This is a genomic window from Methanosarcina sp. UBA411, assembly GCF_002495725.1.
Lineage (GTDB): Archaea > Halobacteriota > Methanosarcinia > Methanosarcinales > Methanosarcinaceae > Methanosarcina.
In genome coordinates this window covers 95,098-108,774 of record NZ_DAGK01000012.1, presented here as the reverse complement: position 1 = coordinate 108,774, position 13,677 = coordinate 95,098, and the positions used below count along the sequence as shown (strand labels likewise).

The window sequence follows — 13,677 nt, the reverse complement described above, 5'->3', positions numbered from 1 at the left end:
TTATGCATCCCCCAAAGAAGGCGCTCACTTATTATCAACTCTTGAAAAACTAGGGATAAGAGAAAAGAAAGACTCAAAAAAGACTGGATAAGTTGAAAAAAATTTAAACAGGTAGTAGATATTTTGATTGATACAAAATTTAATTCGAATGTTAAAAAACTTGGATCAGTTCTGGCAATTGGCCTTGTCATAGGCCTTACCCTGTTTTCAGCAGGCTGTGCGGAAAAAGAAGATGAAGTCGTAGAAGGCATAGAAGCTGCTTCCCCAGCGGCAGGGACATCGGAGTTCAGCGAACCTGTGAAGATAGGATACGTCTTATGGGACGGTGAGATTGCAAGCACCAATGTGATACAACAAGTTCTTAAACAGGCAGGGTATGAAGATGTGGAGATCACTGCAGTTGATGTAGGCCCCCTTTACCAGGGACTTGCTAGCGGGCAGTTTGATTTCACCACTACCGCCTGGCTACCCAATACCCAACAGAACTACTGGAAAGCTTACGGTGACCAGATCGACTCTGTCCAGACAAACCTGGAAGACTGCAAAATTGGGCTTGTTGTGCCAGCTTATGTAACTATCGATTCGATCGAGGAGCTAAATTCCGAAAAGGAAAAATTTAACGGCAGAATAATCGGGATCGACCCCGGATCAGGCACTATGCAGATATCAGAATCTGCAATTTCCGAGTATGACCTGGAAATGGAGCTTGTCCCAGGCAGTGGCGCAGCAATGACTACCTCCCTAAAAAAAGCCATTGACTCCAAAGAATGGGCAGTTGTGACCCTCTGGTCCCCTCACTGGGCTTTCAACCGCTGGGACCTAAAGTACCTCAGCGACACAAAGGGTGTGTTCGGCGAGGCTGACCATGTTGAAACCCTGGCAAAGCTCGGCCTTAAAGAAGAAAAGCCAAATCTCTACGGCATCCTGACCCGCTTCAAGTGGACCCATGATGATATCCAGACTGTCATGATGGATATTGAAAACGGAATGACGCCTGAAGCAGCCGCAGCAAAATGGGTTAAAAACAACCCGGAAAAAGTTAACGAGTGGATAGGGCAAAAGTAAGTTTCTTTTTCCCTAATTTTTTACACAGTTTTTAATTTTCGTCTTTCTCTTTTTATATTTTTCATCCTTTTTTCTTTACTTTCTGGCCTTTGTTTTATTTTCACTCAATATGTATAACTTTTCAACATGTATAACCTTAGTACCACTGTGCCTTTCAACATGTATAACCTTAATATCACTGTGCCTCAATATGGTATAAAATCGCCATTCGTATTATCTTCTGCTGCCGGGCGAGTTTAAAACATTATATATTATAAATATCAACTCTTTATCATAATCATTTTTCAGGTCTAGAGAAAATCGCTTTAGAATACCGCTTCAGAATGCGGGTCATGTCAGTTAAAATTCTGAATATGAGAATTTTGGTTATTCTTACTGTATAAGAGGCAGATGACAAAAATGGCAAATGCACTAAAAGACCTTGATAGATTGGCCAAGGCGGACTACAGCAAAGCCAGGGTTTTCTTCCAGATGGGCAAATATGAAGATGCTCTGGCTGCTTATGGAGAATCAGACAAAGTCTGGAAAAAAATGGCAGAATTGTTTTTCGAAAAAGGGAAGGGAAACCACGGAAAAGAGTTCCTTGAAAAGGCTAAGGAAACCCAGTCTCACATCGGGATGTGTTTGTTCAAGCTCGGAAAATATACTGAAGCCCTGGAAATTGTGAATTCTGCCCTTTAGCTTAAGCCTGAAAGCCCTACTGAGTGGTCTAATCGGGGTTTCGTGCTCTCAGCCCTGGGGCAAAACGAAGAAGCCCTTGAAGCTTTCGAAAAAGCACTTGTTTTTGACCCGAAATCCTCCAAAATCCTGACCAATAAGGGCATAGTATATTTTAGGATGGGTCTCATGAAAAAAGCTCTTGATACTTTCGACTGCGCTCTGGAAATAGAGCCCAGGAAAGCTTCAGACTGGGCCTGTAAAATTCCAAGATTTAGTTTTTTCTCACGAAATAAGGCTCCCATAATGAAGCCTGATAATGCTGAGACCTGGTACTGGAAAGGTAATGTGCTTCTTGAACTCGGCGAAAAGGAAAAAGCTCTCAATGCCTTCAGGATGGCTCTTGAAAGCAATCCCGACCATCTTAACTCTCTTCTCAGCGGAGGGGATTTGCTTTGCGAGTTTGCCGAATACGGCGAGGCTTTCAAGTGCTATGTACGGGTTCTGAAACTCAGCCCTGGAAATGAAGCTGCTGAGAAGGGAAAAGAGTTTTGTGAAGAGAAAATTGATGAATGATTATTATTCTGTATTGCACTTGGCATCATTCTTGATATTTTTTATCACTAAGGTACTCATTTTTCTCTTCCAAAAAGAACAATTGATACCCCTAAATAATGTATTTTTACATACTTCATGATGCTGAGTGATAAAAGTTATATTTTCTCCGAGTAATATAAATTTATTTTTAATTCTATGCTTCAATCAAAAATTCCAAGATGGCTACAATATGGTAGATACAAAACACTTGATATTTGAGGAGAAATGTTATGAATTTTATATCTAATTTATTTGGAAAAAATAAAACTCAAAATTTTTTCGAGGCATGTAAATTAGGTCAGGTAGAAAATGTAGAGAAACTTTTGAAAAACGATAAAGTAGATATTAACTCGCAGGATGCATATGGTAAAACTGCTTTAATTTATGCAGTAAATAAAGAGCACAGGGACATCGTAGAATTGCTTATTAAAGGCGGTGTCGATCTTAATATTCAGGATGAAAACGGGGATACCGCTTTAACTTCTGCGGCAAAGATCGAACGTGGGGATATTGTTGATCTGCTCATCAAAGGTGGTGCCGACCTCAATATTAAGGATGGAAACTGCGAGACTGCTTTGAAGTTTGCGGTAAAAGTAGGATATAAGAGCATTGTTGATCTGCTTCTTGAGGGTGGTGCCGATCCTAATATTCTGGACAGGAACGGTGAAACGGCTTTGATTTCTGCCGCAGATCGAGGACATAAGGATATTGTAGAGTTGCTCATTAAAGGTAGTGCAGACGTAAATCTTCAAGACAAAAATCGTAACACAGCTTTGAATGCTGCAGCCAAGATTGGACATAAGGGTATTGTTGAGCTACTTGTTAATGCCGGTGCCGATCTTAACATTCAGGACAAAAATGGCAATACTGCTTTGATTTATGCGGCAGATAGAGGGTACAGGGAAATTGTAGAGTTGCTTCTTGAAAGTTGTGCCAATCTCAATATTCAGGAAGAAAACGGGCTTACTGCTTTGATGTTATCGGCACAAGTGGGGCATATGGATATTGTTGATTTGCTTATTAAAGGTGGAGCAGATCTTAACATTCAGGACGAGAATGGCAATACTGCTATGGATATTGCGGAAGAAATGGAGTTTAACGAGATTGTTGATTTGCTTCTTGAAAGTGGTGCAAGTTTCAGATCCTGATTTTCTCTGGAAGCCGTCACAGGATGGCGAATATACAGAGAGCCACTAATAAGTTGTAAAGGGCTAATAATCAGATTGCAGATATCTAAATATCGGTCTCAAAAGCATAGCCTCTCTAAGTTTTGGATTACGATGAAGAAAACAGACAAAGCCTTCGTATAATTGATATACCATCGTGACAATTCCTATTGCTATGAATGACAGTAAATCCAAAAATTCAGCTTCATCTTCTCACTTAACTGACCGTGCAGCCTGCGAAAAGGCACTTGCCGGAAATCTCACTCCTACTTACGAATCCGTAACATTTTCAAATCCGGTTCTTGACCAGTTCAGGGATCTTATGCCCGATTTCAATAGACGTCTCTCGCCTGACAGGGATCTGAGACTCTCTTCTTCTGATCATCTTCGCTTGAGCCCGGAAACTCTTCCGAGACTTGTTTCCAACTCCTGTGCCGGAATCAGATCTGCTGGTCTTCCGGAGTCCTTATTCGAAAGCCCTAAGCTGCCTGCAGGGAAAGGGTTTGAGATCATGCCTGACCTGCCGGGAAGAACGTTGACAGGATCAAGAATCTGCTCTCTAACGCTTAGTTCAGACCTTCCTATGGCTCCTCTTGCGAGCAGGTTTTTAACTCTCAGGCCGGCTGAAGAAGGGTTGAAGGAAGTCAAAGAGAATAGGAAATAAAGCACAGTGAAAATAAAGAACGATAAAATTAATGGACGGTAACAATAAAATATAAAAGTAACGAACGATGAAAATAAAGAACGAGAAAGGCTAGAAAGGATATAGTAATTTATATTCTTTATTATTCTATTTACTTAAAAATTAACTATACTCATCTAATGAAAAAAAAGACCGTTTTTACTATTTTATAGAGATTGATCAGGTGATGCACATAACTATCCCTAAGATACTTACTGCCACAGCAACTAAAGTTATAAAAATTAACAAAGCCGAACCATCGTTCTCAAAAGGATCATTGTTCTTATAATCCATATTATTATATATGCGATATTTACTTAAAAACCTTCGCAGGTTTTGCAAAATTAATTATACAGAAACATCCCGTAAGAGCCTTTAATTTATTCATAGAGACCGCAAAATTCATGTACTTACCCTTATTATTTTTTTTACATATTCTAGGGGCTCATTAACATCTTTAAGATTGAATATCTCCTAGGCTCATTAATATCTTTAAGATTGAATATCTCCTAATATATCCTATTTTTTCGGAAACTTAACTCCTTGTTTTTTTCAGAGTTTTTTCAAATTTCTCGAGCCCGAGGTCAACCTCTTCAGCTGTAATCACTAGAGGAGGAGAAATACGAATTACTGAATCCCCGCAGGGGAGAAGCAGAATTCCTTCTTTAAAGGCTTCCCTAAGAATTCTATCCCTCCGTACCGTATCTATTGAATTATCGGGTTTTACAATCTCGACTCCGATCATCAGGCCTAAACCGCGTACATCCCCTATACAGGGAAAGTTTTCCTGAAGCTCCATCAGGCGTTGCTTCATCTGGAAACCGCGTTCCTTTACTCGATTCTCCGTATTTTCTTTTTCCAGAAATTCGAGAGACGCAAGAGACGCGGCTGAAGCCAGAAGATTTCCTCCAAAGGTGTTCGAATGGACACCTGGCGGCCAGTCCATAAGCTCATGGTCTGCAAGTATTGCTCCCATTGGAAGCCCTCCTCCAAGGGCTTTTGCAAGGCATGAAATTTCAGCTCTGACCCCAAAGTTTTCCATTGCAAGGAAGGGGCCTGTCCTAAAGCAGCCTGTCTGGACTTCGTCAGCTACAAGGAGGACATCATTGTCTGTACAGATTTTCCTTACTTCCCTGTGAAACTCAGGAGGGGGAACAATGTACCCGCCTTCTCCTTGGACCGGTTCCACAAAAACAGCAGCTGTATCCTTTGGGCTTAATTCTCGCCTGAAAATCAGATTTTCAAGTTCTTTTGCACACTCAATTCCGCAGGAAGGATACTCGAGTCTAAGAGGACAGCGATAACAGTAGGCATAATGGGAATGAGCTGTGTGAATCGCGGGAAAATGTTCTTTTTGCCTGGCTTTTGAGCAGGTAAGGGAGAGGGAACCTAGAGTCCGGCCGTGAAAGGAATTGTAAAAAGAGATAAGGCCCTGCCGCTTTGTTTTCCATATGGCAAGTTTGATTGCAGCTTCCACAGCTTCAGTCCCACTATTGCAATAGAAGACCTTTGAATAGCCTGAAAGTTCTTCTAGTTTTTTTGCAAGCTTCACCGGAGGCTCGGCAAAGAAATCCCCGTATCCACAGTGAGTCATTTTCTCAAGCTGGGTTGAGATTGCAGTGTTAATATGAGGATTGGAGTAGCCTGCATTCATGACAGCGATTCCTGCAACCAGGTCAATGTACTCTCTTCCATCAACATCCATGATTATAGAGCCCTTTGCTCTGTCCACAACCAGGGGATAGGGACGGGCTGCACAGGCCGATATCATATTGCAATCTTGCTTGATAATCTCCCTGGCTTTCGGGCCGACGATATCAAAAAGTTCGGTTTCTTTTAGTTCGGTTTTTTCTTCAGTAAAATCAAGACCGTGACCCACATTTTGTGATGAATTTTTCCCCGACTTCTCAGTCCCTTGAGCCTTTTCAAATTTTTCAGTTTTCTTCTGAGCCAGAACACCTTCCTCCTTTATTTTTTCCATGTTCTAGACTTCATTCCGCTGAATCGATCTGGGCTTTTTGCAGCCTGCCGCTATAGTCGATGTATACGGCTTTTACCTCGGAGAACTCCTTGATAGCCTCGGTTCCGGCTTCCCGAAAACCGTTTCCTGTCCCTTTCACTCCCCCAAAGGGGAGATGTACTTCAGCCCCTATTGTAGGGGCATTAACATATGTGATTCCGGCTTCGATTTTTTCGATTGCCCTGAAAGCATTTCCAATATTTCCTGTATAGATTGCCGAAGAAAGCCCGTATTTAGTATTATTGGCAAGCTCGATTGCTTCTTCAAGGCCTGAAACCGTAAAGATCCCGAGTACTGGCCCGAAAATCTCTTCCTGTGCAATCCTCATTTCCGGCCTAACATCCGTAAATATTGTGGATTCAAAGAAATAACCCGGAAGTCCGGGATCTATTCTATTTCCCCCTGTAAGAAGAACTGCCCCTTCTTCTTTTCCTATTTTCACGTATCTTTCGATCTTCTCAAGCTGTGCTTTGTTGATTACAGGTCCTATATCCGTCTCAGGCAGGAGCCCGTCACCTACCCTGAGAGCTTTTGTTTTTGCAAGCAGCCTTTTTATGAATTCGTCCTTTATCTTCTCATGCAGAATTAGTCTACTTGTCGCAGTACAGCGCTGTCCGGTAGTCCCGAAAGCTCCCCACAGTACTCCTTCAAGAGCTAGTTCAAGATCAGCATCATCCATGACAATTACCGGGTTTTTGCCTCCAAGTTCCAGAGAGACCCGTTTCATGGTTTTTGCACATTCTTCCATTATCCATTTTCCGGTATCAAGGCTGCCTGTAAAGGAAATAGCTTTTATTCGAGGGTGCTGGACTAAAGCTTTTCCCACAGTTCCTCCTGGTCCTGTTACCAGATTTATTACTCCGGGAGGCAAGCCTGCTTCAATAAGCGCCTCTATCAATTTGAGGGCAAGTAAGGGAGTATCACTTGAAGGTTTGAAAACGATTGCGTTTCCAGCTACAATGGCTGGCATTATCTTCCAGGCAGGAATTGCAATTGGAAAGTTCCAAGGCGTAATTAGACCAACGACCCCTATCGGTCTCAGCACTGTCATGCAGAATTTTTCCTTGAGTTCGGAAGTCGTTGTTTCCCCAAACATCCTCCTTCCTTCCCCAGCGGCATAATTTGTGATATCGATAGCTTCCTGTACATCTCCCCTTGTTTCAGGCAGAATCTTTCCCATCTCTTTTGTCATAAGGACAGCAAGTTCTTCCTTTCTTTCCTGCAGAATCCGGGCTGCTCTGAAGAGTACCTCAGCTCTTTTTGGAGTCGGGACCTTACTCCAGAGCCTGAACCCTGCTTCGGCAGCCTCAACTGCCTTGTTCACGTCCTCAGCTCCAGCTACCTGTATTGTTGCCAGGCTCTCCAGAGTAGCCGGATTTATATCCTCAAAAACCTCTCCGGTTGACGAGTCTTTAAACTCTCCCCCTATAAACAGCTTGTACTCCTGAACCATACAATCCCCCTAAAAGGATGAATATACGAGGAAATAAATATATTCCAGCAATTTTTTCTTACAGAAGGTTTTCCAGGCCTGCAGGATAACTCTGCTTCTTATTAAGTAGGAGGAGAATTAATAAAGGGAACTAAATAAAGCTGGTTTCAAGCTCCTTAAAAGCCTAGATAAATATTCAAAAACTGAATTAGCAACAGCTATTGACAATTTCAAACACACTCTAAATCTGGTTACTCTTAATCTGGTTAAGAATTACCGCGTGGCACAAAGTTTTTCCTTTGCTCTTTTTAGAAGCTTGCACTGTTGCTGACAGCCTGCCAGATTCTTTTTGACAACTCGGAGTACTGAGCCTTTGGATCTCCTATTTTCTCAATAAAGGAATTTGCGCCATTTTCTATTGCCTGATGCATCAGTTCGTCTCTGCCTACACCTGTGAACAGGATGAAGGGAGTATTAATCCTTTTGTCACGGATTGTTTTCAAGAACGTGATGCCATCCATTAAAGGCATATCATAGTCTGATACTACCACATCATAGGAGTATTTCTCCAGCCTTTGAAGGGCTTCTCTTGCAGAGTTTACAGTATCCGAAGTTATGTCATGGAAAACTTCTAAGAAGGTCTTTGATAACTCCAAAAATAAGGGGTCATCGTCTACAAGCAGTACTTTCATGGGATCTCTCCTTAGGTTATTATTTTATAACCTTAGTGTGGTTCATTACACAATTCACCATCTCCTAGAAATATGTACCTAAATCTCACCCACAACTACTTCTATCAATACAAATGTCTTAATTAATATAAAAAGTTATCTTCTTTCCTTCATATATTGGAGTTTCTACATATTTGAAGTGATAATAGATGATGATAAAAATATTATTTCTTCAGAAGATCATGAATAAAGAATAAGGGATAAAGAATAAGAAAAAAGAATGAGAATGAAAAGTAAAGAATAAAAACAATAAAGAATAAGGGATAAAAAAGGATTTATCCCTGATTTATGAAACTATCCAATTCTTTTTTTAGCATCTGGCTAAGGATTTTTCCATCGACCATGCCCCTGTATTCTTTCATGACAATACCCATGAGGGGACCAAGAGCTGCCGGACCTTTTTCCTTGATAAAGTCTCCTCTTTCCATGACGGTTTTCTTGATGAAGGTTTCGACTTCTTCGGGATCAAAAGCACTGAGCCCAAGCTTTGAAATCGCTTCCGGAGTGCTCAGTTCAGGCTCTTTTGCAAGAGCGGATAAAAGGTCCTGGATGGCTTCTTTTGCGATTTCCTGATTTGAAATTGCTACAAAAAGCCCTTTGAAATGCTCATCTGTAAGGTTTTCGGTCTCTACCCCATTTCTCCGGATTTCCGGAACGATCCCGACAAGAGTTCTCGCAATGAGAGTTGAGTTTACGTTTGCATCTTTCCTGTAAATCTCTATTAGATCTTCAAAGAGAGGAAGATGCTTTGAATAAGCTATTTTTTCGGCAAGCTCTTTATTCAGGCCGTTTTCGGAGATAAAACGTTTCGCCCTTTCAGTAAGGAGTTCGGGAGTCTCAATCGAATCGAAATATTCCTGCGAGATTTCGATTTGAGGCACATCGGTTTCAGGGTACATCCTTGCAGCGCCAGGAAGGGGCCGCATATAGGCGGTATTTCCATCGGGAAGGGCTTTTCGAGTCTCCTCCGGAATTCCTTCTATGGCTTCTTTTGCCCTAGCAATAACCGCTTCGATTGCGAGCCTAGCTTTTTCGGGCTCGTCCGCAACCATTATTACGGCATCCCCTACAGATGCACCTATTGCGTCTCGGACAGTCTTGACTTCTTTTTCGGTTATCCCGTAGTTGGGAAGTTCGTCGGTGTGGAAAATCCCTCCTACACCCGCAGTCTTTGCCCGGTCTGAAAATTCGGTTCCGAGTCTTCTTCCTGGCTGTACTTCTTTGCCTACGAGCCCATCGAATTTCCTGAGAAGGGCTGCAAGGACTGCTCCTTTTTTCACGCCTTTTTGCAAGACCTTGGATTTTGTATCTACGAAAAGTCCTGTTACGTCATAGATTTCTTCGCAGACGAAGGCTTTTCTTTCCATAAGCTCCTGCCTGATAAAAAGGAGATTTAACTGTCTTTCAACTTCCCTGCGAACAATATCTTCTATGAGGTCAAGTGCCTGCACGCCTTTAATTTCGACTCTTGCACCTTCGGCAATTGAGATGTTTACATCCTGCCTGATCGTGCCAAGCCCTCTCTTTACTTTTCCTGTAGACCTGAGGAACATTCCTATCTGCTCGGCAACCTCTCTTGCCTGGCTAGGGGAAGTAATATCTGGCGCAGTTGCGATCTCCACAAGTGGAATTCCCAGCCTATCCAGGGAATAAATTATCGAGTCTCCGATTTCCTCTACTTTCTGGGCAGCTTCTTCTTCTACGCAGAGGCTGTCAATTCCGCAGCGCCCGTCAGAGGTCTCGATATATCCGTCGCTTGCAAGAAAAGCAGTCCTCTGAAACCCGCTCGTGTTTGACCCGTCGACCACAATCTTCCTCATAACGTGCATCTGGTCGACAGGTTTCATGTTGAAGAGTTTTGCAACCTCGAGGGAAATATCCAGGGCTTCCTTATTGAGTTCTCTTGGAGGCTCTTCATCATTTTCTACAAGGCAGGTAGTGTCATATGCCTTATAGACATACTTCCTCCGGATCTTGGTCTGCTCCACTGCAGCCCTGTCCTTTTCTCCCATCTCACTTTCCGTAGCCCTGAGATACCTGAAGAACTCAAAGTCCGAATCCTTGACATCCCTTATAATGGTCGGACACCTACAGAACAGCTTCTCCTTCGAATCAAGCTGCTGGTGAATTTCAAGCCCGGCTTTTAGCCCAAGTTCACTGTAATCATATTTTTCCATATTTTCACCCGAATCTAAGCAGGAAGCGCCTTAATGCTCTTTAATTTCCTTATCTTCTTTAAATTTTCCTGAAATTTTTCTTAAATTCTCTTTAATTTTCCCTTTAGCCCTTTTTAATTCTCTTTCAAATCCGATCTTTCAAATCCAGCTCTTTTTGTTCTCCCTTCTGTTTTAAGTCCTTCGGCTCGTTAATTCCTCTCTCATTTAAACTCTTTTTGCGCTTGATTCCTCTCTTAGCTTTTTAGGTGCTGCACTGCAATTCTCAATTGTTGTTGAGTAGCTGTTGAATAATTGTTGAGTAAGAAGTTGAATGTAAAAGGTATGATAGAATGTATAAAGGTATCTCTGTATATAAGAGTGAAACAATTTGACCCGCCAAGTAGTAAATATCAGTAAAGAAATGCTGGCCATTTCCGCAGAGATATTCTTCTTGAAAAGTGTAAGCATCGGACTTACCAAAAGGAGTCTCTTCTCGGATTATTCTTATATTCTTATATTCTATCGTCATTAAAGTTTTTTATTTCCTGAAAACCTACACCTTTATATAATCCCGAACTTACCTTCTGCCATGAGAAACGGTACTATCAGAGCAAACATTAAAGAAGGACTAAATGTCGGAATTGTCTTAAAAGCAGACCAGAAAACCGGAAAAATTACTCGGGGCGTCGTAAAGAGAATTTTAACCAATTCTTCAACCCATCCGCACGGAATAAAAGTACAGTTAACGGATGGCCAGGTTGGAAGAGTTAAGGAAATCTATTAAAAGTTGCAGGATAAGTGTTTTCGGAAATTGGCATGTGGTCAATGGTAAGGAGTAACCGCCAACAACCATATATCTATTAATCTTATGTTGAAAATCTTATGTTGAACATGCACCCAATATTTAATGGAAAAAATGACAATGAGATAAAAACATGCTAAAATTTATTGCTTCAGATATGTTTTTTATTGCCGGTACGAAGCTTGGCAAGGAAATCAAGAAAATATTTACACAGCAGCAGCAGAAGCCGGTCATCGTTACTGAAGAGATGCTGCAAAAACTGCCGGATCCGATAAAAAGATATCTTAATTATACAGGGGTGGTTGGTAAGCCGATAGTACAAACGGTAAGGCTCAAGCAAGTCGGAAAAATCCGGAAAGATATCACACAACCGTGGATGAACTTTGAGGCAAAACAATATTATTCCGCAAGCCCGCCGGGTTTCGTCTGGATTGCGTATATGAAAACTTTTGGTTTGCCACTGATGCGAGTGAGAGATTATTACCTGGAGGGCAGGGGCAATATTCTGGTGAAGGCGCTTTCATTATTCACAGTTGCAGATTCAGGAGGCAAGAAAATGGATCAGGGAGCTATGACTCGTTACCTTAACGAAATGATGTGGTTCCCATCGGCTTATCTGGGAAAAAACATTTCTTTCGAACCCATCGACGCCAGTTCAGCAAAAGTAACGTTGAAGGATATGGGTAAAAATGTAACCGCAACTATGTACTTTGACGATGAGGGGAAGTTGACAAATTTCATGGCTCCACGTTACAGGGACATGGGCAACGGTAAGTTTGAATTGGAAAACTGGTCTACTCCGATCAGAGGATACGGTGAATTTGAGGGACTTAGGCTTCCCATACAGGGCGCAGGCGTCTGGAATTTAAGAGAGGGCGATCTGGAATACATTGATGTAAAGATAACCGATTTAAAGTTTAATCCGGAAGATCCATATTGAAAAAATAAGCAAGAGAGCTAAGGCGTTTTCCATTATACTTTTGTAAGATTTAAATGTCTCATCCTGAGTTGCTATTTTTCATTATTCTCCAGGTGCTTTCATCAGCACCAGCATTCATATAGTAGTATATAATTAAACATATGACTATAAAATCCACATTATGCAGCGCTTTTTCGAAAACCAATATTTTTTCCTAATAGGGTTTTTGAAACCGATTAAATTAATTTTAACATATGCTGGAACTTGGCGAAAATTGAATGACATTGTTTTTGATCTCTAAATACACCATATTTTACTGCATAATGTGGGATCAAAATTCCAGCAGTTACAAAAACGCAGTTAGAGCTAAAAAAGGCAAAGATAAGTAAACGAATAAATACACCAATAAATACAAAATAAGGAAATATAAATATAAATCTTCTCCGTGGCAAACTCTCTTTTCAATGTTTTCTAAAATCACTGAAAAATCATCCTAAGTAGTATCATAACCAAAAGATAGTTATCATTTCTTATGGCTTGATATATCTAGACTATATATCTATATAATTTTAAAAATAAATTTTGAACAAAAGATATCCTGGTATAGTAATGTTTATTTTAGTTCAAAGCCAATTAATTATAAATGAATATTCCTGAAAGAAAATATCTTAGGGGAGCTAACCTTATAGGGGCTGACCTTCGAGAGGCTAATCTTGAAGAGGCTAATCTCATAAAGGCTAACCTTGAAGGAGCAGATCTCAGAGGCGCTAATCTTCGAGGGGCTGATCTTCGAGGGGCTAACCTTTCAAATGCTCATCTCCTGGGCGGAAAAGGAGCTGACCTTGAAAAGGCTAACCTTGTAAAAGCTAACCTTGAAGGTACTGACCTTATAAAGGCAAACCTTCAAGCTGCTGACCTTGAAGAGGCTAACCTTCAATTGGCCAACATTCATTTGGCTAATCTTGGAGGGGCTGATCTTCGAGGGGCTAATCTTCAGGTGGCTAACCTCCAAAGGGCTGATCTTCACGGTGCCAATCTTCAAGATGCTGACCTTTATGGAGCTGACCTTCAGGATACCAATCTTACAAAAGCTAATCTTCAGGGGGCTAGCCTTATTAAGGCTAATCTTTACGGAGCTGATCTTCTAGATACTAACTTCCAAGAGACTAACCTTGAAGGAGCTAATTTATGTCATGCAAAAAATGTATCAGTTGACCAGCTTTCTAAAGTGAAAACCCTTTATAATGCAAAATTAGACGAAGAGATCTTAATACCACTAAAAGAAAAGTACCCTGATCTTTTAGAAGTACCAGATTCTTTTCTATTATGAAATCTATTCCCTATGAATGGATTGCACACAGAACAAAATAACAAAAGTATTTCTCCCTTTTAAAAATATTGTTGAATTCGCACTTTTTTAATATTACCTTTTTAATATTATCTTTTTAAT

General features: G+C 41.0%; 11 protein-coding genes and 2 pseudogenes. 9 read left to right on the top strand and 4 right to left on the bottom strand.

Annotated features, from left to right (window positions below; translation table 11 throughout):
- The first annotated feature begins 123 nt into the window (after nucleotides 1-123).
- The 6 genes and pseudogenes from BP861_RS04235 to BP861_RS04210 all read left to right on the top strand — a co-directional run bounded on the left by BP861_RS04235 (nucleotide 124) and on the right by BP861_RS04210 (nucleotide 4,149).
- Complete coding sequence (locus BP861_RS04235) at nucleotides 124-1,065, top strand: glycine betaine ABC transporter substrate-binding protein (RefSeq protein ID WP_292372896.1); 942 nt, start codon at nucleotides 124-126, stop codon at nucleotides 1,063-1,065.
- 399 nt (nucleotides 1,066-1,464) lie between these two features.
- The gene (locus BP861_RS04230) at nucleotides 1,465-1,746 is read left to right on the top strand and encodes a hypothetical protein (RefSeq protein ID WP_292372895.1); all 282 of its coding nucleotides are present in this window, start codon (nucleotides 1,465-1,467) and stop codon (nucleotides 1,744-1,746) included.
- Between the two features lie 33 nt (nucleotides 1,747-1,779).
- Nucleotides 1,780-1,950 (top strand): annotated as a pseudogene (locus BP861_RS04225) (tetratricopeptide repeat protein); the annotation flags it as partial.
- Nucleotides 1,951-2,028: 78 nt separating this feature from the next.
- Nucleotides 2,029-2,298, top strand: coding sequence for a tetratricopeptide repeat protein (locus tag BP861_RS04220; RefSeq protein ID WP_292373280.1), 270 nt, complete (start codon nucleotides 2,029-2,031; stop codon nucleotides 2,296-2,298).
- Between the two features lie 248 nt (nucleotides 2,299-2,546).
- Nucleotides 2,547-3,467 (top strand): annotated as a pseudogene (locus tag BP861_RS04215) (ankyrin repeat domain-containing protein); the annotation flags it as partial.
- A 175-nt stretch (nucleotides 3,468-3,642) separates the two neighbouring features.
- The gene (locus tag BP861_RS04210; protein ID WP_292372893.1) at nucleotides 3,643-4,149 is read left to right on the top strand and encodes a hypothetical protein; all 507 of its coding nucleotides are present in this window, start codon (nucleotides 3,643-3,645) and stop codon (nucleotides 4,147-4,149) included.
- A 553-nt stretch (nucleotides 4,150-4,702) separates the two neighbouring features.
- Here BP861_RS04210 and BP861_RS04205 read toward each other — a convergent pair.
- From BP861_RS04205 to gatE, 4 genes are all read right to left on the bottom strand, one after another.
- The gene (locus tag BP861_RS04205) at nucleotides 4,703-6,148 is read right to left on the bottom strand and encodes an aspartate aminotransferase family protein (RefSeq protein ID WP_292372891.1); all 1,446 of its coding nucleotides are present in this window, start codon (nucleotides 6,146-6,148) and stop codon (nucleotides 4,703-4,705) included.
- Nucleotides 6,149-6,158: 10 nt separating this feature from the next.
- Nucleotides 6,159-7,640 carry an aldehyde dehydrogenase family protein gene (locus BP861_RS04200; RefSeq protein ID WP_292372889.1) on the bottom strand — a complete coding sequence of 494 codons (1,482 nt, stop codon included), beginning with the start codon at nucleotides 7,638-7,640 and terminating at the stop codon, nucleotides 6,159-6,161.
- A 287-nt stretch (nucleotides 7,641-7,927) separates the two neighbouring features.
- Nucleotides 7,928-8,311 carry a response regulator gene (locus tag BP861_RS04195; RefSeq protein WP_292372886.1) on the bottom strand — a complete coding sequence of 128 codons (384 nt, stop codon included), beginning with the start codon at nucleotides 8,309-8,311 and terminating at the stop codon, nucleotides 7,928-7,930.
- Between the two features lie 314 nt (nucleotides 8,312-8,625).
- The gene (gatE, locus tag BP861_RS04190) at nucleotides 8,626-10,527 is read right to left on the bottom strand and encodes a Glu-tRNA(Gln) amidotransferase subunit GatE (protein ID WP_292372884.1); all 1,902 of its coding nucleotides are present in this window, start codon (nucleotides 10,525-10,527) and stop codon (nucleotides 8,626-8,628) included.
- 568 nt (nucleotides 10,528-11,095) lie between these two features.
- Here gatE and BP861_RS04185 point away from each other — a divergent pair.
- From BP861_RS04185 to BP861_RS04175, 3 genes are all read left to right on the top strand, one after another.
- On the top strand, nucleotides 11,096-11,290 hold the full coding sequence (locus BP861_RS04185; protein WP_292372882.1) for a YwbE family protein: 195 nt from the start codon (nucleotides 11,096-11,098) through the stop codon (nucleotides 11,288-11,290).
- A gap of 151 nt (nucleotides 11,291-11,441) precedes the next feature.
- A complete protein-coding gene (locus BP861_RS04180) occupies nucleotides 11,442-12,248 on the top strand; it encodes a DUF6544 family protein (protein ID WP_292372880.1) in 807 nt (268 codons plus the stop codon).
- 622 nt (nucleotides 12,249-12,870) lie between these two features.
- Nucleotides 12,871-13,557 (top strand): pentapeptide repeat-containing protein, encoded by a 687-nt coding sequence (locus BP861_RS04175; RefSeq protein ID WP_292372878.1) that lies wholly within the window; start codon nucleotides 12,871-12,873, stop codon nucleotides 13,555-13,557.
- Nucleotides 13,558-13,677 lie beyond the last annotated feature (120 nt).

Bases quoted from the DNA above. Each gene is read 5' to 3' on its own strand.
- gatE (WP_292372884.1), bottom strand. From the start codon at position 10,527: ATGGAAAAATATGATTACAGTGAACTTGGGCTAAAAGCCGGGCTTGAA.
- BP861_RS04200 (WP_292372889.1), bottom strand. From the start codon at position 7,640: ATGGTTCAGGAGTACAAGCTGTTTATAGGGGGAGAGTTTAAAGACTCG.
- BP861_RS04175 (WP_292372878.1), top strand. From the start codon at position 12,871: ATGAATATTCCTGAAAGAAAATATCTTAGGGGAGCTAACCTTATAGGG.
- BP861_RS04180 (WP_292372880.1), top strand. From the start codon at position 11,442: ATGCTAAAATTTATTGCTTCAGATATGTTTTTTATTGCCGGTACGAAG.
- BP861_RS04185 (WP_292372882.1), top strand. From the start codon at position 11,096: ATGAGAAACGGTACTATCAGAGCAAACATTAAAGAAGGACTAAATGTC.
- BP861_RS04220 (WP_292373280.1), top strand. From the start codon at position 2,029: ATGAAGCCTGATAATGCTGAGACCTGGTACTGGAAAGGTAATGTGCTT.
- BP861_RS04230 (WP_292372895.1), top strand. From the start codon at position 1,465: ATGGCAAATGCACTAAAAGACCTTGATAGATTGGCCAAGGCGGACTAC.
- BP861_RS04195 (WP_292372886.1), bottom strand. From the start codon at position 8,311: ATGAAAGTACTGCTTGTAGACGATGACCCCTTATTTTTGGAGTTATCA.
- BP861_RS04205 (WP_292372891.1), bottom strand. From the start codon at position 6,148: ATGGAAAAAATAAAGGAGGAAGGTGTTCTGGCTCAGAAGAAAACTGAA.